At 68.4% G+C, this 26,342-nt stretch carries 21 protein-coding genes and 2 pseudogenes; 13 read left to right on the top strand and 10 right to left on the bottom strand.

Annotated elements, in window-relative coordinates:
- A partial coding sequence (locus A6302_RS11210; RefSeq protein WP_141703684.1) for an ATP-binding protein occupies positions 1 to 1,031 on the top strand: 1,031 nt, incomplete at its 5' end.
- Positions 1,032 to 1,068: 37 nt separating this feature from the next.
- Entirely contained in the window at positions 1,069 to 1,755 is a 687-nt protein-coding gene (locus A6302_RS11205; protein ID WP_069307112.1) for a DUF1045 domain-containing protein, read from the top strand.
- 7 nt (positions 1,756 to 1,762) lie between these two features.
- On the opposite strand, the pseudogene A6302_RS11200 reads toward A6302_RS11205, so the two are convergent.
- Together A6302_RS11200 and A6302_RS22165 are read right to left on the bottom strand one after the other, a co-directional pair.
- Positions 1,763 to 2,721 (bottom strand): annotated as a pseudogene (locus A6302_RS11200) (lysylphosphatidylglycerol synthase transmembrane domain-containing protein).
- Positions 2,722 to 2,885: 164 nt separating this feature from the next.
- The gene (locus A6302_RS22165; RefSeq protein ID WP_141703682.1) at positions 2,886 to 3,101 is read right to left on the bottom strand and encodes a hypothetical protein; all 216 of its coding nucleotides are present in this window, start codon (positions 3,099 to 3,101) and stop codon (positions 2,886 to 2,888) included.
- A gap of 270 nt (positions 3,102 to 3,371) precedes the next feature.
- On the opposite strand from A6302_RS22165, the gene A6302_RS11195 reads away from it, so the two are divergent.
- The 9 genes and pseudogenes from A6302_RS11195 (at position 3,372) to A6302_RS25320 (ending at position 12,359) form a co-directional block, all read left to right on the top strand.
- Positions 3,372 to 4,394: an ABC transporter substrate-binding protein gene (locus A6302_RS11195; protein ID WP_425349154.1), complete on the top strand. Its 1,023-nt coding sequence runs from the start codon at positions 3,372 to 3,374 to the stop codon at positions 4,392 to 4,394.
- A gap of 170 nt (positions 4,395 to 4,564) precedes the next feature.
- Positions 4,565 to 5,448: pseudogene (locus A6302_RS11190) on the top strand (ABC transporter permease).
- Positions 5,445 to 6,233 (top strand): ABC transporter permease, encoded by a 789-nt coding sequence (locus tag A6302_RS11185; protein WP_069307111.1) that lies wholly within the window; start codon positions 5,445 to 5,447, stop codon positions 6,231 to 6,233. Before A6302_RS11190 ends, A6302_RS11185 begins: the two are co-directional and overlap by 4 nt.
- 14 nt (positions 6,234 to 6,247) lie before the next feature.
- Positions 6,248 to 7,315 carry an ABC transporter ATP-binding protein gene (locus A6302_RS11180; protein WP_069307110.1) on the top strand — a complete coding sequence of 356 codons (1,068 nt, stop codon included), beginning with the start codon at positions 6,248 to 6,250 and terminating at the stop codon, positions 7,313 to 7,315.
- A gap of 390 nt (positions 7,316 to 7,705) precedes the next feature.
- A complete protein-coding gene (gene glgB, locus A6302_RS11175; protein ID WP_083255693.1) occupies positions 7,706 to 9,895 on the top strand; it encodes a 1,4-alpha-glucan branching protein GlgB in 2,190 nt (729 codons plus the stop codon).
- A 263-nt stretch (positions 9,896 to 10,158) separates the two neighbouring features.
- A complete protein-coding gene (locus tag A6302_RS11170) occupies positions 10,159 to 10,785 on the top strand; it encodes a substrate-binding periplasmic protein (protein ID WP_169833564.1) in 627 nt (208 codons plus the stop codon).
- 11 nt (positions 10,786 to 10,796) lie between these two features.
- On the top strand, positions 10,797 to 10,967 hold the full coding sequence (locus tag A6302_RS22915; protein WP_169833563.1) for a hypothetical protein: 171 nt from the start codon (positions 10,797 to 10,799) through the stop codon (positions 10,965 to 10,967).
- Between the two features lie 37 nt (positions 10,968 to 11,004).
- Entirely contained in the window at positions 11,005 to 12,096 is a 1,092-nt protein-coding gene (locus tag A6302_RS11160) for a dicarboxylate/amino acid:cation symporter (RefSeq protein WP_069307106.1), read from the top strand.
- Complete coding sequence (locus tag A6302_RS25320; protein WP_069307105.1) at positions 12,003 to 12,359, top strand: cation:dicarboxylate symporter family transporter; 357 nt, start codon at positions 12,003 to 12,005, stop codon at positions 12,357 to 12,359. The genes A6302_RS11160 and A6302_RS25320 overlap by 94 nt, the downstream gene beginning before the upstream one ends.
- Before the next feature lie 110 nt (positions 12,360 to 12,469).
- Here the strand turns inward: A6302_RS25320 and A6302_RS11150 are convergent, their stop codons facing one another.
- Positions 12,470 to 14,023, bottom strand: a complete 1,554-nt coding sequence (locus A6302_RS11150) for an OpgD/OpgG family glucan biosynthesis protein (protein WP_069307104.1) — start codon at positions 14,021 to 14,023, stop codon at positions 12,470 to 12,472.
- Between the two features lie 187 nt (positions 14,024 to 14,210).
- On the opposite strand from A6302_RS11150, the gene recD2 reads away from it, so the two are divergent.
- Entirely contained in the window at positions 14,211 to 16,469 is a 2,259-nt protein-coding gene (recD2, locus tag A6302_RS11145; RefSeq protein WP_069307103.1) for an SF1B family DNA helicase RecD2, read from the top strand.
- Positions 16,470 to 16,514: 45 nt separating this feature from the next.
- On the opposite strand, the gene A6302_RS11140 is transcribed toward recD2, so the two are convergent.
- Entirely contained in the window at positions 16,515 to 17,237 is a 723-nt protein-coding gene (locus A6302_RS11140; protein ID WP_069307102.1) for a FadR/GntR family transcriptional regulator, read from the bottom strand.
- A gap of 696 nt (positions 17,238 to 17,933) precedes the next feature.
- Positions 17,934 to 19,208, bottom strand: a complete 1,275-nt coding sequence (locus tag A6302_RS11135; RefSeq protein WP_069307101.1) for a glycerate kinase type-2 family protein — start codon at positions 19,206 to 19,208, stop codon at positions 17,934 to 17,936.
- 277 nt (positions 19,209 to 19,485) lie between these two features.
- Between A6302_RS11135 and A6302_RS11130 the strand changes: the two genes are divergently transcribed.
- Positions 19,486 to 20,802, top strand: coding sequence for a nicotinate phosphoribosyltransferase (locus A6302_RS11130; protein WP_069307100.1), 1,317 nt, complete (start codon positions 19,486 to 19,488; stop codon positions 20,800 to 20,802).
- 68 nt (positions 20,803 to 20,870) lie between these two features.
- Here A6302_RS11130 and A6302_RS11125 read toward each other — a convergent pair whose 3' ends face one another.
- The 5 genes from A6302_RS11125 to yidC form a co-directional block, all read right to left on the bottom strand.
- Complete coding sequence (locus A6302_RS11125) at positions 20,871 to 22,673, bottom strand: glucosaminidase domain-containing protein (protein WP_141703678.1); 1,803 nt, start codon at positions 22,671 to 22,673, stop codon at positions 20,871 to 20,873.
- Between the two features lie 420 nt (positions 22,674 to 23,093).
- Positions 23,094 to 23,669 (bottom strand): pyrimidine 5'-nucleotidase, encoded by a 576-nt coding sequence (locus tag A6302_RS11120; RefSeq protein WP_342586258.1) that lies wholly within the window; start codon positions 23,667 to 23,669, stop codon positions 23,094 to 23,096.
- 324 nt (positions 23,670 to 23,993) lie between these two features.
- Positions 23,994 to 24,824, bottom strand: coding sequence for an acetylglutamate kinase (gene argB, locus A6302_RS11115; RefSeq protein ID WP_245294030.1), 831 nt, complete (start codon positions 24,822 to 24,824; stop codon positions 23,994 to 23,996).
- Positions 24,825 to 25,068: 244 nt separating this feature from the next.
- The gene (gene yihA, locus A6302_RS11110) at positions 25,069 to 25,731 is read right to left on the bottom strand and encodes a ribosome biogenesis GTP-binding protein YihA/YsxC (RefSeq protein ID WP_069307098.1); all 663 of its coding nucleotides are present in this window, start codon (positions 25,729 to 25,731) and stop codon (positions 25,069 to 25,071) included.
- 103 nt (positions 25,732 to 25,834) lie between these two features.
- On the bottom strand, positions 25,835 to 26,342 hold a 508-nt coding region (yidC, locus tag A6302_RS11105), incomplete at its 5' end, for a membrane protein insertase YidC (protein ID WP_141703676.1).

Raw genomic sequence — 26,342 nt, 5'->3', positions numbered from 1 at the left:
CGCGCGACGGCGCCGGACCGCGCGAGCGGGCCGACGACCGCCACCTGCACCGCAAGGGCCACGACCGGCCGCGGCCGCGCGTGCCGTTCACGGCGGCAATCTCGATCCCGCTGCCCGACGGCACCTGGCTCAACGCCTTCGCGCAATATGGCCCGCCGCCGGCCTGGGCCTGGCCGACCCTGCTGTCGAGCGGCCTGATCGCCTCGGGTATCGTCGTGATCGTGATTTTGACCGTGCGGCGCATCACCCGGCCGCTGCGGGCGCTGGCGACCGCCGCCGACGGGCTCGGCCGGGGCGAGACGGTGCCGCCGCTGCCCGAGACCGGGCCGATCGAGATCCGCAGCACCACCCACGCCTTCAACGCCATGCGCGAGCGACTCGGCCGGTTCATTGCCGACCGCACCCGGCTGCTCGCCGCGATCAGCCACGACCTGCGCACGCCCCTGACCGCGCTGCGGCTGCGCGCCGAATTCGTCGAGGACGACGAGATCCGCGACAAGATGATCGCGACCATCGACGAGATGCACCGCATGACCGAGGCGACGCTGGCCTTTGCCCGCGACGACGTCGGCCACGAGCCGGCCCGCAAGGTCGATCTGGCCGCCCTCGTCACCGCACTGGCCGACGATTTTGCCGACATCGGCGAAAACGTCACCGCCACCGCGCCGGACCGGCTCGACTTCATGGTCCGGCCGACCGCCCTGCGCCGGGCGATCCGCAATCTCGTCGAGAATGCCCTGCGCTACGGCGGGACGGCGCGGCTCAGCGTCGAGGACGGGCCGGACATCGTCATCGCCGTGGAGGACGACGGGCCCGGCATTCCGGAAGCGCAGATGGAGGAGGTGTTCGAGCCCTTCGTGCGGCTGGAAGGTTCGCGCAGCCAGGAAACCGGCGGCGTCGGACTCGGTCTTGCCACGGCGCGCTCGATCGTCCATGCCCACGGCGGCGAGATCCGGCTGGCGAACCTTGCCGCCGGCGGTCTGCGCGCCGAGATCCACCTGCCGAAGCCCGGCACGGGCGCCAGCGTGTGAGACGGACCGGCCATCGGGCCGGCATGCGGGAGAGATCATGCGTCACGCCATCTATGTCACGCCCGCGCGCGGCACCGCGCTTGCCGACGCGGGCGCCGCCTGGCTCGGCCGCGATGCCTTCGCGGATATCGCGCGGCCTCGCCCGGAGATCCCGGGACTTGCGCCCGAGGAGGCCGCCCGCCTCACCGACGACCCGCGCCGCTACGGCTTCCACGGCACGATGAAGGCGCCGTTCACGCTGGCCGATGGCCGGGGGGAAGGCGATCTCGTGGCAGCGCTCGAAGAGTTCGCCGCCGCGCGGGCGCCCTTCGCCCTCAGGCTTCACATCGCCCTGCTCGGCGGCTTCCTCGCCCTCGTGCCGCAAGAGCCGGAGCCGGCGCTCGAGCGCCTTGCCGCCGACTGCGTGCGCGCCTTCGAGCCGTTCCGGGCGCCGCCGGATGCCGCCACGCTCGCCCGGCGGCAGGCGGCCGGCCTCAGCCCGCGCCAGCAGGCGCTGCTGTCCGCCTGGGGCTATCCTTATGTCCTCGAGGAATTCCGCTTCCACCTGACGCTGACCGGCCGGCTGACGCCCGCGCAGGCGGACGTCCTGCTGCCGGCGGCGCGCGCCCAGTTCGATGCCCTGATCGGCCAGCCTGTGCTGATCGACACGCTGGCCGTGTTCCGCGAGGCGGCGCCGGGGGAGCCGTTCCAGGTGGTCTCCGCGGCGCGGCTCGGCGGCGGCTGAGCGCCGCTCAGCCGGGCTTGTTCCCCTCGCAGCGCGCCGACCAGCGGTTCAGCAGGCGTGCGCGCTCGAACAGGACGACCACCACCAGCGAGGCCGCAAAGGGCAGCAGCAGGTAGAGCAGGCGGAAGACGATGAGGGCGGCGATGACGTCGGCCTGGGGAATGTCCGGCATGGCGGTGACGAACACCACCTCCAGCACGCCGAGGCCGCCCGGCGCATGGCTGACGAGCGCCACCGAGAAGGACACGAGGAACACGCCGAGCACCGTGAAATAGTTGGCGTGGTCGCTCGCCGGCAGGGCGAAGTAGATGATCGCCGCCGCGCCCATCAGCTCGACCGGCGCCGCGAACAGCTGGCGGAACACGATCGGGGGCTTCGGATAATGCACCGAGAACTTGCCGATCTGCAGCGGCTTCAGCCCCCTCATGCTGCCGATCACGTAGCGACCACCGCCGAAAGCATCAGGAAGCCGATCACCATCGGCACCCACAGCGGCGTCCCCTCGTGCAGCCGCTCCACCAGCGCCGGGTCGAACAGCAGGACGAAGGCGCCGAGCAGCACCGTGCCGAGCGCGAAGGTGAAGGAGCAGAAGGCGACGAGGATGCCGATCTCGGAGGCCGACAGCCCGCGCGAACTGTAGGCCCTGTAGCGGACGACCGCGCCGGACAGCACCGAGGCGCCGATGTTGTGCGACAGCGCATAGGTGGTGAAGGACGCGATGGAGATGAACAGCCAGGGGATGCGCCGCCCGAGATGCATCAGCGCGATCCGGTCGTACCAGGCCAGCGCCGCATAGGCGACGATCGCGCCGGCGACGGCCATCAGCCACTGGTGCAGCGGAATGGCCGCGAGACTGTGGACCACATCGTCGAAGGAGATGCCCTGCAGTTCCTTGTAGAGAAGCCAGCCCGACAGCACGACCGCGCACAGGCCGACGACCGGCCACACGTAATCCATGATCTTCATGCGGTCGACCCTCTCTCCGGCACGGGCCCCTCCGCCTCGCGGACCCGTGCGCGTCTCCTCGCCTGCGCCATCCTGCGCCCGCTATATCTTCCTGCCGGCGCGGCAGCGACTTGTTTTCTTCGCTATGGCTGCCTGATCTCGCGCCGATGATGCACGCAATCAGGTCATGACGATGTCCTCGGCGCGGCGGTGCCACGGGGCAGGCACCCCGTGGGTGCAGCCTGCGCCACCGTCACGGTCCGGAGTGTCGCCGCGAATATCCCGACAAACAAGGCGAAGCCGGTGAAAAGGCGTTTTTCCGCGATCGCCGCTTCGTCGATCCGCTGCGCGCGAAGCCCGCGATTGTTTCCCGGCAAATGTTCTGCCATGATTTTCGGCATGCGGGGTTTTTCCGCATGTTGTATCAAATGTACCAGAAGGTCGAAGGGCGGCGGCCGGCTGACGGATACGGAACAGATGACGCGCGGACGCGGCCGGCTGACACGAAAGTGTCAAGGATGCCGTGCTAGCGGCGTATCTCCGTCCAGGTGGGCAAGCTGGTCTCAACAATCGACGGTGAGGGGTTCGCAAATGGCACTCAATGTGAAGAAACTGACATCGGTCTCCGTGATCGCCGTGATGGCGATGTCCGGCGTCGCGCGCGCGACCAGATGGAAGATCTGATCGCCGCCGCCAAGAAGGAAGGCACGCTCACGACCATCGCCCTGCCGCACAGCTGGTGCAACTACGGCGAGATGATCGAGAGCTTCAAGGCCAAGTACGGCATCGAGGTCAACGAACTCAATCCCGACGCCGGCTCGGGCGACGAGATCGAGGCGATCAAGGCCAACAAGGGCAACACCGGCCCGCAGGCCCCCGACGTGATCGACGTCGGCCTCTCCTTCGGCCCGTCGGCCATGGCCGAGGGCCTGCTGCAGCCCTACAAGGTCGCCACCTGGGACACGATCCCGGACAGCGCCAAGGACGCCGAAGGCTACTGGTACGGCGACTACTACGGCGTGCTCTCGTTCCTCGTGAACAAGGATCTGGTCAAGGAAGCCCCGAAGGACTGGGCCGACCTGCTGAAGCCGGACTTCGCCAACGCCGTCGCCCTCGCCGGTGACCCGCGTTCGGCCAACCAGGCCGTGTCGGGCGTGTTCGCCGCGGGCCTCTCGGCCGCCGGCGGCGATGTCGCCAAGGCCGGCGAAGCGGGTCTCGACTTCTTCAAGAAGCTCAACGACGCCGGCAACTTCGTTCCGGTCGTCGGCAAGGCGGCCCCGTTCGCGCAGGGCACCACCCCGGTGATCATCGCCTGGGACTACAACGCCATCTCCTGGGGCGAGAGCCTCAACGGCAACCCGCCCTTCGAGGTCGTGGTGCCGCAGACCGGCGTCGTCGCGGGCGTCTATGTCCAGGCGATCAGCGCCTACGCGCCGCATCCGAACGCCGCCAAGCTGTGGATGGAGCATCTCTATTCGGACGAAGGCCAGATCATCTGGCTGAAGGGCTACTGCCACCCGATCCGCTTCAACGCGCTGGTCGCCGAAGGCAAGGTTCCGCAGGACCTGCTCGACAAGCTGCCGCCGGCCGAAGGCTACGCCAAGGCCGTGTTCCCGACGCTCGACGAGCAGTCGGCCTACAAGACCACGATCACCACCAAGTGGGACGAAGTGGTCGGCGCCGCGGTGCAGTGACCCGGACCTGACACGAACTGCCCCGTGCCGGTCTCCGCGCGGGGCACCCCGCGACACCGCGCGTCCGGCGGGTTTCCCAGCCGGCCGGATTCTTGCTTGGTGTCGACGGACGCGCATCCTTTCCGGACCAGGGGGACCGGCACGGATGAGGCGGCTCATTCTGCGGGCGGATCGGGGCTCAACATCGTCATGGCCAAGTCAATCCTGAGAACCGGGCCGTGATCGACTGGCTCGGCATCCTGCCCTTCATCGTCTTCGCGGTGATGTTCCTGATCGCCCCGACGGTGTTTCTCATCGTCGGCGCCTTCAAGACTCCCGAGGGCGACTTCACCTTCGCCAACATCGCCGGGCTGTTCACGCCGAAGATCCTCTCGGCCTACTGGATCTCGATCAAGGTCTCGCTCGCCTCCTCGATCGGCGGGGCGATCATCGGCTTTGCGCTTGCCTGGGCCGTGGTGCTCGGCGGCGTGCCGTCGTGGATCCGCTCGGGCATCATGACCTTCTCGGGCGTCGCCTCGAATTTCGCGGGCGTGCCGCTCGCCTTCGCCTTCCTCGCCACGCTCGGGCGCGCCGGTCTCGTCACCGTGCTGCTGCGCGACCTGTTCGGCTTCAATCTCTACGCGACCGGCTTCAACCTTCTGAGCTTCCTCGGCCTGACCATCACCTACATGTTCTTCCAGATCCCGCTGATGGTGCTGATCCTGCGCCGGCGCTGGAAGGCCTGAAGAAGGAATGGGGGGAAGCGGCCGCGATCCTCGGCGCCACCACCCGGCAGTACTGGACGATGGTCGCCTTCCCGATCCTGTGGCCGAGCCTGCTCGGCACGACGCTGCTGCTGTTCGCCAATGCCTTCGGCGCGATCGCGACCGCCTATTCGCTGACCGGCTCGTCGCTCAACATCGTGCCGATCGTGCTCTACGCGCAGATCCGCGGCGACGTGCTGCACAATCCGAACCTCGGCTATGCCCTCGCGCTCGGCATGATCGTCATCACCGGGCTCTCCAACCTCATCTACATCGTGATGCGCATGCGCGCCGAGAGGTGGCAGAAATGAACCTCAAGAAGATCGGCGCCTGGACCGCGATCGCCGTCGGGGTCATCTACTTCATCGTGCCGCTGATCGGCACCTTCGAATTCTCGCTGCGGATGCGGCGCGGCGAATACAGCCTCGACGCCTACGAATCGGTCTTCTCCGACGTGCGCTTCCACGCGACCTTCGGCTACTCCGGGCTGATGGCCGTGCTCACCATCATCTTCGGCATGCTGCTGGTGGTGCCGACCGCCTACTGGGTGCGCCTGCGCCTGCCGCAACTGCGGCCCGTGGTCGAGTTCGTGACCCTGCTGCCGCTGGTCATTCCGGCCATCGTCGTCGTGTTCGGCTATCTCAGGATCTACAATTCCTCGTCCTACCTGCCGTTCACGGCCTCCGAGCGGGCGACCGACATCCTGCTGATGGGCTCCTACATGATGCTGTCGCTGCCCTACATGTATCGTTCGGTCGACACGGCGATGCGCACCATCGACGTGCGCACCCTCACCGAGGCCGCCGAGAGCCTCGGCGCCGGGTGGACCACCATCCTGTTCAAGTGCATCTTCCCGAACGTGATGAGCGGCGTGCTGGCCGGATCCTTCATCACCTTCGCCATCGTCATGGGCGAATTCACCATGGCCTCGCTGCTCGACCGGCCGGCCTTCGGCCCCTACCTGCAGCTGATCGGCGCCAACAAGGCCTACGAGCCGTCGGCGCTGGCCATCATCGCCTTCCTCATCACCTGGGTCAGCATGGGGCTTCTCCAGGTGGTGTCCCGCTTCGGCAAGGCCCGCCCGGCCAGAACGTGACGGAACCCTCAGGCATGGCATTCCTCGAACTTTCGCACGTCAAGAAGAGCTTCGGCCAGGTCCACGTCGTCAAGGACTTCGACATGGCGATCGAGAAGGGAGAGTTCATCTCCTTCCTCGGCCCGTCGGGCTGCGGCAAGACCACCGTCCTGCGCATGATCGCCGGCTTCGAGACCGTCTCGTCCGGGACGATCACCATCGGCGGGCACGACCTGACCGACCTCAAGCCGAACCAGCGCAACATCGGCATGGTGTTCCAGGCCTATGCGCTGTTTCCCAACATGACGGTCGGGCAGAACGTCGCCTTCGGCCTCAAGGTCGCGGGCAAGCCGAAGGCGGAGATCGACGTCACCGTCAAGGAGATGCTCGACCTCATCCACCTCGGCCACCTGATCGACCGCTTCCCCTACCAGCTGTCCGGCGGCCAGCAGCAGCGCGTGGCGCTGGCCCGCGCGCTGGCGATCCGGCCGCGGGTGCTGCTGCTCGACGAGCCGCTGTCCGCGCTCGACGCCAAGATCCGCGTGTCGCTGCGCGAGGAGATCCGCTCGATCCAGCGCAAGCTCGGCATCACCACCATCTTCGTCACCCACGACCAGGAGGAGGCGCTGTCAATCTCCGACCGGATCGTGGTGATGAACGAGGGCCGGGCCGACCAGATCGGCACGCCGTTCGAGATCTACAACTTCCCGCGGACGCGCTTCGTCGCGAGCTTCGTCGGCACGCTGAACATCCTGCCGGGTCACGTCGCCGACGGGGCAAGCGGACGGATCGAGATCGACGGCCAGGCCGTGCACGCCTGCCGCGACCTTGCCCGCCTGACCGGGCGGAGTGCCTGCACCGTGGCGCTGCGTCCCGAAGCGATCCGGCTCGGCACCGCCGGCGACGGCGCCAACCACCTCACCGGCAAGATCGAGGAGGTGAGCTTCCTCGGCGCGGTGCTGCGGGTGCGGGTGCGGCTGGCCGACCACGCGATCTCGCTCGACATGTTCAACAACCCCGGCGTCGCCCCGCCGGAGCGCGGCAGCCCCGCCACGGTGACCTTTGCCCGCGAGGACGTGCTGATCGTCGAGGAAGCGGCCTGAGAGAGGCCCCTTCCCCCAAGGGACGGCTTTCACGGACCCACGCCGTCCGCTCCCGGGACGGACGACCTTGCCACGTCCGTCTTCCGCCACGCCCGGCACCGCGCGATCCGACCGGCCCGTCCTTGTCCGGCCCGGCAGGCGGCCCGCGCCGGGCCGCCTGCCGGCCGTTCCTCAGCTCGTCCGCCAGCCCGGATGCGGCCGCCGATTTCCCCGGCAGCGCGGCGGACGTCGCCGTCGTTTTGCGCGGCACAAAACTCCGCGTCGCGTGTTCTCCCCGTGATCGCCCCGCCGGCCGGCGGGGCCTACAAGCCGGGTGCATCCCGCCGCCCCGCGGTGTAGGCTGCGCCCGACGTCAGAACAATCACAAGGGGCAAGCCCATGGCGCGTCAGATGAAAGCGGATGAGGCGGCCTTCTCCCCGGAGGCGATCGCCGCGCTCCTCGAGGGTCGGCACGGCGATCCCTTCGGCTTCCTCGGCCCCCATCACGACGCGAATGGCGCCCTCGTCCGCGCCTTCCTGCCGGGCTGCAGCGGCGCGGAGGTGATCGCACGGTCCGACCACCGCGTGCTGGCGCGGCTGGAGCCCGTGGACGACACCGGCCTGATGGTGGCGCGTCTTGCGGACGCCGAGGCCTATCTCCTCCGCATCGACTGGCACGGCACCGTGCAGGAGACCGAGGATCCCTACGCCTTCGGCCCGCTGCTCGGCGAGATGGACGTCTACCTGATCCGCGAGGGCACCCACCTCGACATCGGCCGCTGCCTCGGTGCGCAGGCGATGGTGGTGGAGGGGGTGACCGGCGTGCGCTTTGCCGTGTGGGCGCCGAATGCCGAGCGGGTGTCGGTGGTCGGCGACTTCAACAGCTGGGACGGCCGGCGCCACATGATGCGCAAGCGGCTGGAGGCCGGCGTCTTCGAGATCTTCGTGCCGCGCATCTGGGCCGGCGAGCGCTACCGCTTCGAGATCCGCGGCGCCGGCGGGGTGCTGCTGCCGCAGAAGACCGATCCGGTCGGCCGCCAGTTCGAGCTGCCGCCATCCACCAGTTCGGTGGTCGCCGATCCGATGCCCTTCGTCTGGAACGACAGCCAGTGGATGCGCGAGCGGGCGGACCGCCAGTCGGCCGGCGCGCCGATCTCGATCTACGAGGTCCATGCCGGATCGTGGCGCAAGCGCTGGGACGACAGCGTCGACTGGCAGCTGCTGATCGACGAGATGATCCCCTATGTGCTCGACCTCGGCTTCACCCACATCGAGCTGCTGCCGATCATGGAGCATCCCTTCGGCGGTTCCTGGGGCTACCAGCCGCTCGGCCTGTTCGCGCCGACGTCGCGCTACGGCTCGCCGCGCGATTTCGCCGCCTTCGTCGACGCCTGCCACCAGGCCGGCCTCGGCGTGCTGCTCGACTGGGTGCCCGCGCATTTCCCGACCGACGAGTATGGTCTCGCCCGCTTCGACGGCACCGCGCTCTACGAGCATGCCGACCCGCGCGAGGGGTTCCACAACGACTGGAACACGCTGATCTTCAACATGGGCCGCAACGAGGTGGTGGCCTATCTGATCGCCAGCGCGCTGGAATGGCTGGAGCAGTTCCACATCGACGGCCTGCGCGTCGACGCGGTCGCCTCGATGCTCTACCGCGACTATTCGCGGGCGCAGGGCGAATGGGTGCCGAACCGCTACGGCGGGCGCGAGAATCTGGAGGCCGTGGCCTTCCTCAAGCGGCTCAACACGGTGATCGCCGAACGCGTGCCCGGCGCGATCACGATCGCCGAGGAATCGACCTCCTGGCCGCAGGTCAGCGGCAAGGTGTCGGACGGCGGGCTCGGGTTCAATTTCAAGTGGAACATGGGCTGGATGAACGATTCGCTCTTCTACATGGGCGAGAATCCGGTCTATCGCCGCTGGCACCACGACAAGATCACCTTCGGCCTGATGTATGCCTTTTCCGAACGCTTCGTGCTGCCGCTCAGCCACGACGAGGTGGTGCATGGCAAGCGGTCGCTGTTCGGGCGCATGCCCGGCGACGAGTGGCAGAAATTCGCCAACCTGCGCGCCTTCTACGGGATGATGTGGACGCATCCCGGCAAGAAGCTCTTGTTCATGGGCGGCGAGATCGCCCAGGCGCGCGAGTGGAACCACGATGCGCCGCTGGAATGGTGGCATCTCGACCATCCGCTCAACGCCGGCGTTCACCGGCTGGTGCGCGACCTCAACCACCTCTATGCCCGCGAAGGCGCGCTGCACCTGCGCGACGCCGATCCGGGCGGCTTCCAGTGGGTGATGGCCGACGCCCGCGAGGCGAGCCTGTTCGCCTTCGTGCGCTGGGATCCGGACGGCAAGGCGCCGCTGATGGTCCTTGCCAACATGACGCCGGTGCCGCGGCTCGACTTCGAGATCGGCGTGCCCCACGGCGGCTTCTGGCGCGAGGTGCTGAACACGGATGCCGCGATCTACGGCGGCTCCAACCACGGCAACTACGGCGGCGTCACTGCCAGCGACGAGGGCCGCCACGGCTTCCGGCATTCCGTGCGAATCACCGTGCCGCCGCTCGGCGTGGTCGTGCTGCGCCCCGACGTGTGACGCCGGGCCGGGCCCTCACGTGTGCCCCGGCTGCAAGGCAGGGCCCGGATCGCCCTCCCGGCAGGGCAGAAGCATTGCTGAACCGCCGCCCGTGAACGCCGCGTTACGCGCGGCGTTGGACCCTCCCTGCATCCGTGACATCGGACGCGGCGGGCTCCATGCATTTTCTGACGGCGTGTTTCTTCCTTCTGGCGGCGGTTGCCTTCGGGCATCCGGCCGCGGCCCAGACTCAGGCTCCGGTCCCTGCCCCGGCAGGCGCCGCGGTGCCTCTCGCCCCGGAGGCGCCTCCTGCAACGCCTAATGCCGCGGAACCGGGCGCGGCCGATCTCGTCGGCATCCTCGACCGCGGCCAGTTGCGCATCGCTGTTCCGGATTTCGACGCAGTGCCCTTCGTCTACGACGACAACGGACGGCTCGGCGGCACCGACGTGGAGATGGGCCGCGACATCGCCCGCCAGCTCGGCGTCGAGCCGATGTTCCTGCGCCGGGGCAAGACCTTCGACGAACTGGTCGACGTCATTGCCGACGGGCAGGCCGACGTGGCGATCGGCAAGATCAGCCGCACGCTCAGGCGCGCCGCGCGGGTGCGCTTCACCCGGCCCTATCTGGTGCTCAAGCAGGCGATGGCGCTGAACCGGGTCGGCTTTGCCGACTATGCCCGCGAGCGCGAGCCGGTCAGCGTGCTGCGCGACTATGACGGCAGCATCGGCGTCATCCGCAATTCCTCCTTCAGCGCCTTCGCGATCGTCAACTTCCCAGATGCCCAGCCGATCGAGTTCGAGACCTGGGACGAGGTGCTCGCGGCCCTGCGGTCCGGCCGGGTGCTCGCCGCCTACCGCGACGAGTTCGAGATCAAGAAGCTGCTGATCGACGACCCGGCGCCTCGCTGACCTTGCGCACCGTGACGCTGACCGACCTCGACGACACGATCGCCATGGCCGTGCCGCCGGCCTCGTCGCATCTGGCCGCCTGGCTCGATCTCTACATCGACACGCGCGCCGCCGGCCTCACCGTCGAGGACGTGCTCGGCCGCTACCGGGCGCTTGCGCCCGTTCTTGCCCGCCTCGACTGACGGCGGCGGACGCCGCATCTGCTTCCCGGAGCCCGCCATGACCGCAGAGACCGCCTCGCCCGTTGCCGCCCGTCCGGCACGCCCTTCCGGAGGCGGCCGCGCCCTGTTCCGCCGGATCGTCAAGCTCGGCCAGTCGCCGCTGGCCGTGCTGGTGGCGGTCGTTGCCGGCGTGCTCACGGGCCTCTACCTGCCGGCCTTCGCGCTGGCGCTGACGCCGATCAGCGACACCTATGTCGGCCTGCTGAAGATGGTGGTGCTGCCGTTCATCGTCTCGTCGATCATCTTCTCCCTGCGCGCGCTGATCCATGACCCGCGCGCGGGCAGCTACCTCACCGGCGTGTTCCTCTCGGTGATCGGCGTCTCGGCTCTGGCCGTCCTCGTCGGCGGGGCGCTGGCGCTGGTGATGCAGCCGGGCGTGATCGAGGACCGCGAGACGGCCATTGCCCTCGGCCACATCGTCAATCAGGGCACCGCGATCCACACCGACCTGCAGATGGCGCTGAACGACCTCGGCGGTCTCCCGACGCAGGTCGGCATCGTCGATGCGCTGCTGACCTTCATTCCCGACAACGTCTTCCACGCCCTCTCCGAAGGCGACACGGTGAAGGTGCTGGTGTTCTCGCTGCTGTTCGGCTTTGCGGTCGGCAGCGTGCCGTCCGGCGTGTCGCGGTCGATGTCCGACGCGCTCGACACCGTCTACCGGACCTGCCTGACGCTGACCAACTGGTTCAACTATTTCCTGCCGCTCGCCACCTTCACCATGATCGCCGGGCAGACCGCCGCCACCGGGCTCGGGACCCTGTGGCTGATGGTCGACTTCCTGCTGGTGATCGGTCTCGCCGCGCTGATCATCACGCTCGTCTGCTTCGCGATCGTGGCAGCCAACGCGAAGACCTCGATGCTGCACGTGCTCAAGGCGCACCAGAACGTGCTGGTGATGGCGATCGCCACCCGCAGCAGCACGGCCTGCATCCCGGCGACGATCGAGACCCTCGTCACCGGCCTCGCTTTCGCCGGGTGGTGGCCGAACTGCTGGTGCCGCTCAACACCGCGCTGGTGCGCGGCGGCTCGGTGCTTCTGTTCGCGATCGCGCCGATCTTCATCGCCAATCTCTACGGCCGCACGCTGACCGTGCCGGACCTCGTGATGATCGGCACCCTCGCCGCCCTGCTCGGGCCGACGACGGCGGGCATGTCCGGCTTCCTGATCGTCGCCCAGACCGGCATCATCTGCGGCTATCTCGGCCTGCCGTTCGACGCCGCCTTCGCCCTGTTCATCGCGGTGGAGGCGGTGACCGACACGATCCGCACCCTGCTGCAGATCGTCGTCACCACCGGCACCGCCGCCGCCATCGCCCCGCTGGGGGAGGAGGAGGCCGACGTGGTCGCCTGAGGGGGCGGCCCGAGGGGGCGGCCCGAGGGGGCGGAGGGTGACCCGCCCTTGTGGGCCAGCGTCCCGACGGCGCGGCTTCCGCCCCGCCGGACGCTGGACCCCGGGGCCGGTCAGTCGACCGCCACCAGCCGGCCCGGGTGATACTGGTAGAGCCAGGTCTCGGTCAGCGTCGCCGTCTCGTTCTTGAGGAACATGCGCATTTCCACCGGCGCCACGCCTTCGGCCGTGAAGTCGAAGAAGGCGCGCCAGCGCTTCGTGCCGACCACGGGCAGCGTGTAGACGCCCGAGATCCTGCCCTGCGAGGCCTCGACCACCGCCAGCACCCCGTCCTTGACCGTCAGGTCGCCGAGCACGCCGCCTTCGAAATCGACGACGAACTTGACGACGCCCTTCGGCCGCGGCTGGCCGGGCACGCCGCCCATGCCGACCCGGGTCGACACCGTGCGGGCCACCGCCGGCGGATGCGGCTCGTCGGCCAGCCAGTGGACCTTGTAGTCGATCGCCACCGCGTCGCCGGCCTTGGCGGGCGTCAGCGGCACCCAGTAGGCGACGATGTTGTCGTGGATCTCGTCGTCGGTCGGGATCTCGACCAGTTGCACCGTGCCGTCGCCCCAGCCGCCCTTCGGCTCGATCCACACGCTGGACCGCTTCTCGTAGAAGACGCCGTCGTCCTGATAGTTCTCGAAGGAGCGGTCGCGCTGCATCAGGCCGAAGCCGCGCACGTCCCGGTCGACGAAGCTCGACGTCATCACCGACGGCGGATTGTTCAGCGGACGCCACAGGCGCTCGCCGGCGCCGGTCCAGATCGCCAGGCCGTCGGAATCATGGATCTCCGGGCGCCAGTCCTTGCCGGAGCGGGCGTTGGACTGGTCGTACCAGAACATCGAGGTCAGCGCGCCGAGGCCGAGGCGGGCAATGTCCTTGCGCATGAAGTAGCGGGCGGAGATGTCCATCACCACGCCCTTGGAGCGGTCGCAGTCCATCCGCAGCGCGCCGGTGATCGAGGGGCCGTCCATCGCCATGTAGATGGTGAGGGTGCCGGTCTCGGAGGGCGCGAACCAGAAGTCGGTGAAGCGCGGGAATTCCTCCGGCGTCGGCAGCGCCACGTCGATCGCGACCGCGCGCGCCGACATGCCGAACTGGTCGAGTTCGCCCGAGGAGCGGAAATAGGCGGCGCCGAGGAAGGCGAGCCAGTCCTTCTCGGCGCCCTCCTCCATCACCCGGAAACCGGCAAAGCCGATGTCCTCGGGCAGCGCCCGCGCCGGGCTGTCCTTCGGCATGTCGAAATAGTCCGGGCCGTAGAGCACCGGCCGGCTGCGGTCGCCCTCGATCACGTTGATGCCGACCGGATCCTTGAAGTAGCGGCCGAGGTGGAAGAAGCGGATCGGCGCCTTGCCGCCGCCCAGTTCCAGGGTGTGATCGGGCCGGAACTGGATCTTCCAGTGATTGTCGTAGTCGATCCGCTCCAGCACGTCGGCGGCGCGGGTCTGCGGCGGCGCGTAGGGCCGCGCCGCCTTCTGCCGGGCGGCCTCGACGAGGCCCTCGAAGGAAAACGGGACCGCGGAGCCGAGCCGGGCCGCGGCCCGTGCCGAGCCGAGGGGCAGGACAATTCCGAGAGCGGCGAGAAGCGCCGTGAATTCGCGACGGTTGATCGATGCCGACATAATGACCTTCTTCGCTTGAAACAGCGCCACGACGCCTCGAAACAAAGGCATTTTTTGGTCGCGTGCAACGGAGTTTCGCGCAAGATCGTTGACAATCTTGCCGCAGCGACCCGCCATCCGGCATTCCGCGCGCCCTGTTGGAGCCCCGGAGATTGGCAGTTTCCGCGTTTGCGGGCATAACGAAGCCATGACCTCTACGGATTCGCCGCCCCCTGCGTCCTCCGGCGGCGCCGCTCCACCCGGCGCGGAGGCGCGCGCGCGGATCGACGGGACGGTGGATCGCGTCACCTTCCACAATGCCGAGAACGGATTCACCGTGCTGAAGGTGCGGGTCGCCGGCCAGCGCGAGCCGGTCAGCCTTGTCGGCCACTTCCCCACGATCGTCGCCGGCGAGAAGCTCCAGGCCGAGGGCGACTGGGTGACCGACCGCACCCACGGCCTGCAGTTCCGCGCCGAGCGCGTCTCGACCCGCCCGCCGACGGCGCGCGAGGCGATCGCGCGCTATCTCGGCTCCGGCATGGTGCCCGGCATCGGCCCGGCCATGGCCAAGCGCATCGTCGACAAGTTCGGCGCCAAGGCGCTGGAGGTGATCGAGAAGGAACCGATGCGCCTCCTGGAGGTGACCGGCATCAGCCGGGCCGGCGCGCAGCGGATCGCCCAGGGCTGGAGCGAGCAGCAGGCGCTGCGCGATCTCTTGACCTTCCTCGCCGAGCGCGGCGTGTCCACCGCCCATGCCCTGCGCATCCACCGGCAATACGGCGAGAAGGCGCGCGAGATCGTCGAGAGCGATCCGTTCCGGCTCGCCCGCGAGGTGCGCGGCATCGACTTCAACGGCGCCGACGCCATCGCCACCCGCTTCGGCCTTGCCCATGACGCGCCGGGGCGGATCCGCGCCGGCTTTGCCTTCGCGCTGGAGGAGGCGGCGTCCGACGGCCACACCGGCCTGCCCGCCGGCGACCTCGTGGAGCGGGCGGCGCGGCTGCTTGCGGTCGACGAGGAGACGGTTCATGCCGCCCTCGAGGGTGCGAAGGCCGAGGGCGACCTCGTCGAGACCGAGGTCGATGGCACCACCTGCCTGTTCGGGCGCCGGCTGGCCGACGCCGAACAGGCGGTGGCCGAGCGGATCGCCGCCCTCGCCGCGGGCCGGCCGCCGTGGCGCGGCTTCGACCTCGATGCCGCGGCCAAGGCGTTCCAGAGCCGGTCCGGCGTCGCGCTCTCGGCCTCGCAGCGCGCGGCGCTGGAACTGGTGGCCGGCGCGAAGGTCAGCGTCGTCACCGGCGGGCCCGGCGTCGGCAAGACCACGATCCTCGATGCCCTGCTCGGCCTCGTCGGCGGCGGCGGGCGCAAGATCGCGCTCGCCGCGCCCACGGGGCGCGCCGCGCGGCGGATGAGCGACCAGACCGGGCGCGAGGCAAAGACCATCCACCGCCTGCTGGAGATCGACGCCTCCAACGGCGACTTCCGGCGCGGCTCGGGCAATGCCCTCGAAGCCGATCTGGTGGTGATCGACGAGGCGTCCATGATCGATGCCGGGCTGATGGCCGCGCTCGTCGTCGCCATCCCCGACGAGGCGGCGCTGGTGCTGGTCGGCGACGTCGACCAGCTGCCCTCGGTCGGCCCCGGCCAGATCCTTGCCGACATCATCGCCTCCGGCGCGGTGCCCGTCGCCCGGCTGACCGAGATCCACCGCCAGGCGGCCGAAAGCCGGATCGTCGTCAACGCCCACCGGATCAACCACGGCGAGATGCCGGAGACGACGCCGGCCGGCGAGACCGGCGACTTCTACGTGGTGCCGATGTCCTCGCCCGAGGACGGGCTCGCCAAGGTCAAGGAGATCGTCGCGCGGCGCATTCCCGGCCGCTTCGGCTTCGACGCGATGACCGAGGTGCAGGTGCTGACGCCGATGCAGAAGGGCGTCCTCGGCGCCCGCAACCTCAATCTCGAACTCGCCGCCCTGCTCAACCCCAATGCGGGCACGCGGATCGAGCGCGGCGGCCTCTCCTATGCCCGCGGCGACCGGGTGATGCAGATCGAGAACGACTACGACCGCGACGTCTTCAACGGCGACATGGGCCGGATCGTCGCGATCGACCGCGAGGAGGACGAGGTGGTGGTCGACTTCGACGGCCGCCAGATCAAGTATGCCTCGATGGCGCTCGACGCGCTGGCGCCCGCCTATGCGATCACCATCCACAAGAGCCAGGGCTCGGAGTATCCGGCGATCGTGATCCCGCTGTCCGGCCAGCACTACCCGATGCTGGCGCGCAACCTGATCTACACCGCCGTCACCCGCGCGCGTCGGCTCGTGGTGGTGGTCGGCGAGGCGCGGGCGATCGAGATCGCGGTGTCGGGCCGCAACGCGCGGCGGCGCTGGACCCGGCTGCGCGTCCTGATGCGCCCGGGCGCCGACGCCGTGGGATCGGCTCAGGCCGCAACGCCAGCGTGACTTGTCCCGGTTCCGCCCTTGCCGGAGAAGCTCCGGCAGAGGTGGTCAGCGGTGCGTGCTGTTGTGCAGCGACGGGGCGCGCCCATCGAGGGCGTGGCCATCCCCGAGGCGGCGCCGGCTGCCGGACAGATGCAGCCGCATCGCCGAGCGGGCGTTCTCCGCATCACCCGACGCGATCGCGTCGAGGATGGCCTCGTGCTCGGAGAAGGTGATGCGCAAGGTCCGGCGCTGGCCGCCGATGCCCTCGTGCGCCTCGTCCATCGCCGCGTAGCCCTCGCGGATCGCCAGAGGGCCGAGGGCGCGCACGACTTCGGTGAAGCAGCAGTTGCCGGTTGCCTCGGCGATCGCGAAATGGAAGGCGAGATCCTCTTCCACGGTCGTGCGGCCCGTCTCCATCGCCTCGGCAAACGCGGCATGGCGGCGACGGATCTCCGTCTCCTGCGCCAGCGACCGGCGTGTCGCCGCAAGCGCGGCACTTTCGATCTCGACCGCGAGCCTGAATTCAAGGATGCCGAGCAGGTTGTCCTCGAAGGCCAGGACCGCACCGCCTTGCGGCGCTGCAACCGGCTCCCGGCGCTCGAGCACGAAGACGCCGGACCCCTGCCGCGGCTCCACGAAGCCGTCGACCGCAAGGGCGGTGATCGCCTCCCGGACCACGGTCCGGCTGACGCCGAATTCCTTGACGAGGGCGATCTCCGTCGGCAGTCGCTCGCCGCACTTGATCCGCCCCTGCTCGATGCGCCGCTTGATGTCCTCGATGACCCTCACAGCGAGCTTTGGTCTCTTCCTGTCACTCAACACGATCCCCCAATCGCTTCCCGTCCGCATCGGGAGACGGTCCCACGATCCGAAGCGGATCCGCCACGCGGTCCGCCTTCTCGTTATGCATCCGTTCCGGCGCACGCCATGTCCGTCGTGCGCACCCCGCCAGTCGGAACCGTTCGGACATAATACGTCAGCTGATTACGAACGCCCTCGGCGACCGGATCACCGTCCGGTCAGATCCTTCGTCCGAATGCAAATCCGCCGCGCAATACACACCGCTCCTCAAATACCATTGTATACGAAATTTCAAAATTGCAATTAAGTACAAGCCGGTAGGAAATTCACAGTAATGCAGGCAACCGACATTCATGAATGCCAGCATCATGAATGCAGGATGTACAGATCCCGTCAGTGTTGCCGTGGTTTTCAGTTCGAACCGCTCGCGGTGGAAAATACTCGCTCGCCGAAAACAGCGATCAGCAAGCAACTCCGCGTGATTCCGCCGGCTTCGAGTGTACGCAATGCTGCTCGGCACGCCCACGGCGCGACATCCGGCTCCCCAGGATTCTCGCAACACGTCGCCTGACCAAGACGGCCCGCGCGCGATCCTTTTCCTGTACCTGCACAGATACGCAAGATCGCGCAGACGCCGCCGCTCAGCCGCCAGCGCCCACGGCATCCGACACGGCGGTTTGCGCGTCAGAGAATCAGGATCGCCCGGAAGTCGTTGACATTCGTCCGGGTCGGGCCGGTGACGAGCAGGCCGCCGCTGCGCTCGAAGGCGCCCCAGGCGTCGTTGCGGGCCAGCAGCGTCTTCGGATTCTCGCCGCTGGCGAAGATCGCGGCCGCGCTGGCCCCGTCGCAGAGCGCGCCGGCATTGTCCTCGGACCCGTCGATGCCGTCGGTGTCGGCGGCCAGCGCCGTCACACCGTCGAGGCCGGCGATGCCGATGGCGAAGGCGAGCAGGAACTCGCTGTTGCGTCCGCCGCGCCCCTTGGCCCGCACCGTCACGGTGGTCTCGCCACCGGACAGGATCAGGCAGGGCCGGGCGAACGGCTGGCCGCGCAGCGCGACCTGGCGGGCGAGCGCGGCATGGACCGAGCCGACGTCGCGCGCCTCACCCTCGATCGCATCGCTGAGCACGTGGACGTCGAGACCGGCCTCCCGCGCCTCTGCGGCCGCCGCATCGAGCGAGATCTGCGCGGCGGCGATCACCGCCACCGTGTCGCGGGCAAAGGCCGGGTCGTCCGGCCGGGGGGCGGCGGCGGCCTCCGTGCCAAGCCAGGCCATGGCCGGCTCGGGCAGCTGCATGCGGTAGCGCTCGATGATCGCCATCGCGTCGGCGCGGGTGGTGCCGTCCGGGATCGTCGGGCCGGAGGCGACGAGGGCGGGATTGTCGCCGGGAATGTCGGAGATGACGAGGGTCGCCACCTTTGCCGGATGGGCCGCACGGGCCAGCCGGCCGCCCTTGATCCGCGACAGGTGCTTGCGCACGCAGTTCATCTCGTGGATCGAGGCGCCCGATTCCAGCAGCACCTTGTTGACCGCGCGCTTGACCTCGCCGCCGACGCTTTCGGGCGGCATCGACAGCAGCGACGAGCCGCCGCCGGAAATCAGCGCGACGACGAGATCGTCCGGACCGAGACCCTGCACGAGGTCCATGATCCGGCCGGCGGCCGCGGCCCCGGCAGCATCCGGCACCGGATGGGCCGCCTCGACGATCTCGATGCTCCGGCAGGGCTGGCCATAGCCGTAGCGGGTGACGACGAGGCCTTCGGGCAGGCCGTTGCCGGCCGCCTCCCAGGCATCCTCGAAAGCCTGCGCCATGGCGGCCGAGGCCTTGCCGGCGCCGACCACGACGGTGCGGCCCTTCGGGCGCTCCGGCAGATGGCGGGCGATGATCTTGGCGGGGTCGGCCGCGTCGACCGCGGTCCGGTACAGCGCCGTCAGAAATCCGCGCGGATCGTCGATCACCTTGCCAGCCCTCCCGTCGTCGGCTGCGGGCCGCGCCCGCGCCGCCCCGCGTCGTCGTCGGGGTCCCTCGCGTCTAGTCAAGATTACCTTGCGGCTCAAGGGCCCACGTCGTCGCGCCGGCCCTTCGCGAAACTGTTGCGCCGGGGCGGGGAAAATCGCCGCGCCCGTGGCGCGTCTCGTCGTTATGGGTTAGGAGCGAACATGCGGCGGGGCGCCGCATCCGGCCGGCCGGACACGGGACGGCCGTCGCATCGCGCGCAGGAACAGGCAGGGCGGCATGATCGTCGACATCGCGACGCGGGCCTACAACCACACCTTCAAGCTCGATCCGATCGTTCGCAGCCTGCTCGACACCGATTTCTACAAGCTGCTGATGCAGCAGATGATCTATGTCCTGCATCCGAAGCTGCCGGTCACCTTCCAGCTGATCAACCGGGCGAAAGATCTGCCGCTCGCCAGGATCATCGACCGGCGCGAGCTGGAGGAACAGCTCGACTTCGTGCGCCAGCTCAGCTTCCAGAAGAACGAGATCATCTGGCTGGCCGGCAACACCTTCTACGGAAACCGGCAGATCTTCCGGCCGGAGTTCATCTCCTGGCTCGCCGACTTCCGCCTGCCCGACTACGAGCTGCGCGTGGTCGACGACCAGTTCGAGCTGCGCTTCCACGGGCCGTGGGCCGAGGCGACCGCCTGGGAGATCCCGGCGCTGGCGATCCTCAGCGAACTGAAGGCCCGGGCGGTGATGAAGGCGATGAGCCGCTTCGAGATCGACGTGCTCTATGCCCGCGCCAAGGCCAAGCTCTGGGCGAAGATCGAGCGATTGCGGGTGCTGGAGCAGGAAGGGCCGCTCAGGGTCGGCGACTTCGGCACACGGCGGCGCCACAGCTACCTGTGGCAGCGCTGGTGCATCGAGGCGATGGTCGAGGGCATCGGCCGCAGCTTCACCGGCACGTCCAACGTCAAGCACGCCATGGACCTCGGCCTCGAGGCGCTCGGCACCAATGCCCATGAACTGCCGATGGTCTATGCCGCGCTCACCGACAACGACGAGGACCTGCGGCAGGCGCCCTACGACGTGCTGCGCGACTGGGCGTCCTTCTATTCGGACAACCTCCGGATCATCCTGCCCGACAGCTTCGGCACCACCTATTTCCTCGATCACGCCCCGGGGGAATTCGGCGACTGGACCGGGCTGCGCCCCGATTCCAAGGAACCGGTGGAGGCAGTGGAAGAATACATTGCCTGGCTGAAGGCGCGCGGCCGCGACCCGATGACCAAGACGGCCATCCTCTCGGACGGCATGGACATCGACACGATCGAGACCGCCGTGCGCCATTTCCGCGGCCGGATCGGCAATCTGCCGATCGGCTGGGGCACCAACCTCACCAACGACTTCCGCGGCTGCATGCCCCATTTCGACGACCGTCTGATGCACCCGACCTCGCTGGTGTGCAAGGTGATCGAAGCCGCCGGCCGCCCCGCCGTGAAGCTCTCCGACAACCCCACCAAGGCGACGGGGCCGCGCGAGGAGATCGAGCGGTATCTGCGGGTGTTCGGAACGAAGGGGATGACGACCCAGGCGGTTCTCGTCTGAGCCGCGCTCGTTGATGGCCACCCGCTTCAACGCCCGTGTTTGCGGCTGGCCGCGGACCGGACCGTCCGTCAGCGGTTGATGTTGAGGGCGGCGCGATGCTCGGCGACGCGGGCGTCCGAAATCTTCTTTCCGAAATGGTGCGCGAACAGGCCGGCAGCGACGGCGAGGGCAGAGCCGCCGAGACCGGGCACGAAGCTTGCCGCGACGGTCGCCAGCCCCTCGGCGATGCCGTGCAACGGGCTGTCGGGGGCAAAGATCGTCGGCAGCAGGTCGACGATCGTGCGCGGACCGGACGCCGTGACGGACACACTGCGCCCCAACGCTTCCACCACCTGCGCGATGTCGGGATTGCGGGCGAGAACGTCGGCCGGCAGTGCCCGTGCGATCTCGCCGACAATGCGCGCGACATCCGGCGGAAGCTGCGGCGCCGCATCGAGACGGGCCAGTTCGGCCGCCGCTTCGGCAAGGCTTCGCAATTCCTGGGGATTGGCGGCGAGAACCGGATCGCCGAGCACCCGCTGGACGCTGGCGAGAAACGCCTGCAGATCGACAGTGGCCGCGACCGGTGCGGCTGCCTCACCGGTGTCGACCGCGTTGACCAGGGCGCTGTTGCCGAGGCCAGCGCCTCCCAGAACCGCGGAAATGATGCCCAGCAGCTTCGTGCGGCTCGCCTCGCGCACCGTCCGGGAGCCTTCCTTGATCAGGGTTGCCTCGTCGGCCAGCACGCGGTCGTGGGCAAGCGGTCGCTGCGGCGTGCCGTTGAGCTTGTCGAAGGTGGCCGCATCGACGATGCCGGTGGTCGGCAGACCCTGGTCGGCCTGGAAGGTGAGCACGGCGCTGCGGGTCAGCGTGCCGAAGATGCCGTCGATCCCGCCCACGCCATAGCCGGCCGCCTTCAGGGCATTCTGCAGGCCGCGGATGTTCTCGCCCTTGTCTCCGAAGCGCATCGCCATGGCGTCCGCCTCGTCATTCTGCGCCAGTTCGCGGGGTATCGCCCCGGCGTCATACTGGGTGAGGGCATATTTTCCGATCACCGCGACGAGCTTGTCGCCATAGTGCGGATCCGTGGCGTAGATGCCGGTCAGGGCATGGCAGAAGGCGACCGGGTCGTGCTTCACCGCCATCGCGCCGACGTAATATTTCGACGTCGCCAGCAGCCGGCCATGGTGATCGAAGGCTTCGTCGAAGCTCGCGAACTTGCGGAATTTCGCCACGACGGACTGTGCCGCGCCGCCCTCGACCTCGATCGTGGTGGCCGAGACGGCGGGTTCGTCGGAACGCGCCTTGATGCCGAACGGATTGTTCGAACCGGGCGGCATCTTCTTGCCGCCGGCGCTTTCCAGGATGAACTGCGCGAGAATGACGGAGACCGGCACGCCCCACGTGGCGTTGGAGCGCTGTGCCGCCCGGATCACGGCCAGCGTGAGCCCGACCGCAGGCTGCTCGGCAAGCGACGGACCGGCCGCCGGCACGAGGTGGGGAGCGGTCGGCTGGGCCGCCTCTTCGTCGGCCGGATCATCCTTCACGGGTCCCGCAAGTGCCGGCCGGCCGGACATTTCTGGCGGCGGCGGCGCCCCGTTCCCCGTCCAGCCCGCGATCGCCGCCGCGAGGTTCTCGGCCCAGTCGTCGTCGCCGAGGGCAGGGTAGAGCCCGGACTGCAGGTTGGCCAGAGTCAGCCCGGCAATCTGCAGATGCGGCAACTCCCAGCTGAGTGGTTCCAGACCGTTGGCACGCCCTATTTCATGCAGCCGCTCCCAGCTCCTGCGAAGAGATCCGGAGGTTTCCCAGCTCCATTTGCCGTCGACATGCAGGACGAAGTCGGCGGCGCATCCGTATTGATGGAAAGACTGCCACGGCTTTGCCTTGGTCACGATCTTCCCGGGCTTGCTCCGCCCCTGCGCATAGAGCTCGGCCTGACGCTCTGGCGTCCGGAAGGATTCGAACACCTTGAAAGGATGACCTTCCTGGTTCAACTGGGAAAGTGTTTTCTTGACGCTTCGCGAACAACTGGATGCAGCGGCGCAAGATCGGAAACACGGCTGACGCTGGACGCCATACCACCCTCCAATATCTATGAAATAGCAATGTCGATAAAAGGCGAGGGAAGAAAACCGCTCCCTCGAACGGAACAATACTCTCTTCACGGCCGATTGCGAGTCGATTTTTTGATCGGGATGCGGGAAGACGGCGCGCGACGGGCTTCACCCGCGACAGCAATGTCGATGGCAGGGGGCCGTCAGGGTGAACCGTGACGAATGCCGGACCGCCCCGGCCGTCCGGAGCGCGGCTGCCTAGCTCTCGATCGCGCCGGCGACCTTCTCGATGAAGCCGGCGAGGTCGTCCGTGACGAATTCGACGTGGGGCGCGTCGTCGCCTTCCAGTTCCCAGGCCTCGCGAAAAACCTCGCGCGTGCCGGGGGGGACGACCAGGATGGTGTGCATGCCGAGGAGATGCGGCACGGCGAGATTGCGCGACAGGTCCTCGAACATCGCGGCGCGGACCGGCGAGACGCCGGTCTTGGCGAGGAACATGTCGTAGGCCTCGCGGCGCGGCTTCGGAACGAGATCGGTGGCGACGATGTCGAGCAGGTCGGTGAAGTGGCTGGTGAGGCCGAGCCGCGCAATGGAACGCTCGGCGTGCCCGCGCGAGCCGTTGGTGAAGACGAATTTCTTGCCGGGCAGCCGGTCGATGGCGTCGGCGAGCGCCGGGTTCGGCTCCAGCACCGAATGGTCGACGTCGTGGACATAGTCGAGGAAATCGTCCGGCTGGACGCCCTTTTCCTCCATCAGGCCGCGCAGGGTCGTGCCGTAGCGCTGGTAATAGTCGCGCTGCACCGCATGGGCGTCCTCGATCGGCAGGTCGAGCAACCTTGCCAGATAGTCGCGGATCCGGTCTCGATCTGGCCGAACAGGTTCGACGACGACGGATAGAGCGTGTTGTCGAGATCGAACACCCAGGCTTCGGTGCCCTGGAAGATGCGCAGGTCGTGGAGATGGAGATGGCGGCCTCGGGGGGGCGGACGGGTGCGACGGTCAAATGCTCTGGCCTGTGTTGGGTCCGCGCCGGGCGCCAGCGGCGGGCCCGGTCTTCGGGCTACCAATATAGGGTGATCGCGGTGAACAGCCAGTGACCGCGATGGGCCCCTGCCCCCGCAGCCGGACGCCCGCGGGAGCGGAAGCTCCGGTCCCGTCTCAGCGGTAGATCAGCGTGCCGGCGCCGTGTTCGGTGAAGATCTCGAGCAGCACCGCATGGGGGGTCTTGCCGTTGACGATCACGACCCCCTCGACGCCGCGGTCGAGCGCATCGATGCAGGTCTCCACCTTGGGGATCATGCCGCCCGAAATCGTCCCGTCGGTGATCAGCGCGCGCGCCTCGGAGACCGACAGTTCCTTGATCAGGTTGCCGTGGCTGTCGAGCACGCCGGGCACGTCGGTGAGGAACAGAAGGCGCGTGGCGCCGAGCGCGCCGGCGATCGCGCCGGCGAAGGTGTCGGCGTTGACGTTGTAGGTCTCGCCATCGGCGCCGGGGGCGACGGGCGCCACCACCGGGATCAGCTCTTCCTTGGCCACCATGTGCAGCACGGCCGGGTTGACCCGCTTGGGCTCGCCGACGAAGCCGAGGTCCACCACGCTCTCGATGTTGGAATCGGGGTCGCGCTTGGTGCGGGTCACCCGCTCCACCTCGACCATGTTGCCGTCCTTGCCGCAGAGGCCGATCGCCCGGCCGCCCTCGGCGTTGATCGCCGAGACGATCGCCTTGTTGATCGAGCCGGCGAGAACCATCTCGACGATCTCGACCGTCGCCTTGTCGGTGACGCGCAGCCCGTCGCGGAACTCCGACTTGATGCCGAGCTTGTCGAGCATCGCGCCGATCTGCGGCCCGCCGCCGTGAATGACGATCGGCTTCATGCCGGACTGCTTGAGCAGCACGATGTCGCGGGCGAACGCCCGGGCGAGACTCTCGTCGCCCATGGCGTGGCCGCCGTATTTCACGACGATCGTCTTGTCGTCATAGCGCTGCATGAAGGGCAGCGCCTCGGAAATGATCCGCGCGCGGGAGACCTGGTTCACCTGCTCGTTGCCATCGGCCGCGCCGGTGGGGATGTCGCTGGTCACGTTCATGGAAAAAGGCTCCGTCGCAGGAAACGCCCGCGCGCCGGCAGTCCGGCGCGGTCATCGGTCAAGATCCGGGGGCACGATCCGGGGGCGATCAGGTCGCGAGCCCTATACCCGGTTTTCCGTGTCGTCTCAATGTCGGACCGCAGGATCACTCCTGCGTCAGGGTCCAGATCGCGGCGCGCAGTTCCGGGATGCCGCGGCCCTTTTCGGACGAGGTGGCGAGCACCTCGGGAAAGGCGGCCGGGCGCTTGCGGATCTTCTCCGCGGTGGCGGCCTCGAGGGCTTCGAGGTCGGCGGTGCCGATCTTGTCGGCCTTGGTCAGCACGATCTGGTAGGAGACGGCCGCCTTGTCGAGCAGGTCGAGCACGTCGTCGTCGTTGGTCTTGATGCCGTGGCGGGCATCGATCAGCACGTAGACGCGGCGCAGGGTCGGCCGGCCGCGCAGATAGGAGAACACCAGCCGGTTCCAGGCATCCACATGGGCCTTGGGCGCCTTCGCATAGCCGTAGCCGGGCATGTCGACGACGAGGAGGTCGTCACCGCCCTCGGGGCGGAACAGGTTGAGCTCCTGGGTCCGGCCGGGCGTGTTGGAGGTGCGGGCGAGCACACTCTGGCCGGTCAGCGCGTTGATCAGGCTCGACTTGCCGACGTTGGAGCGGCCGGCAAAGGCGATTTCGGTGCCCGTGGCGCCCGGCAGCGCCCCCATGTCGACAATGCCGCGCACGAAGCCCCACGGCCGCGCGAACAGAAGCCGTCCCGCCTCGAAGGCAGGGTCGGGAGCGTCGGCGGCGGGGGGCGTCAGGTCGGTCATCGTGCGTTCTGGTTGGCGCGGCCACCGTTTCCGGCGGGCGCGCGAGGCGTTCGTTGCCACCCGCGCGGGGCGCGCGGCGGCAGACGGCGGGATGCGCGGCGCGCTATCCCTTGGCGGGCTTCTTGCTGAACATCTTCCTGATGTTGTCGAAGAGTTCGATCTTCACGCCCTGCCGCTTCATGATGAAGGACTGCTGCAGGACCGACAGCGTGTTGTTCCAGGCCCAGTAGATCACGAGACCGGCCGGGAAGGACGCCAGCATGAAGGTGAACAGCACCGGCATCCAGTTGAAGATCATCGCCTGCGCCGGATCGGGCGGGGTCGGGTTGAGCTTCATCTGCACGAACATGGTCACGCCCATGATCAGCGGCCAGATGCCGAGCATCAGGAAGGCGCCGATGACCGGGACCGACGACGGATCCCAGGGGATCAGCCCGAACAGGTTGAAGATCGAGGTCGGATCGGGCGCGGACAGGTCATTGATCCAGCCGAAGAAGGGCGCGTGGCGCATCTCGATGGTGATGTAGAGCACCTTGTAGAGCGCGAAGAACACCGGGATCTGGATCGCGATCGGCAGACAGCCTGCAAGCGGATTGATCTTCTCCGTCTTG

The sequence above is a fragment of the Methylobrevis pamukkalensis genome, from assembly GCF_001720135.1.
Classification (GTDB): domain Bacteria; phylum Pseudomonadota; class Alphaproteobacteria; order Rhizobiales; family Pleomorphomonadaceae; genus Methylobrevis; species Methylobrevis pamukkalensis.
Note: the sequence above shows the minus strand (reverse complement) of the source record. Positions and strands in the feature narration are given on the sequence as shown.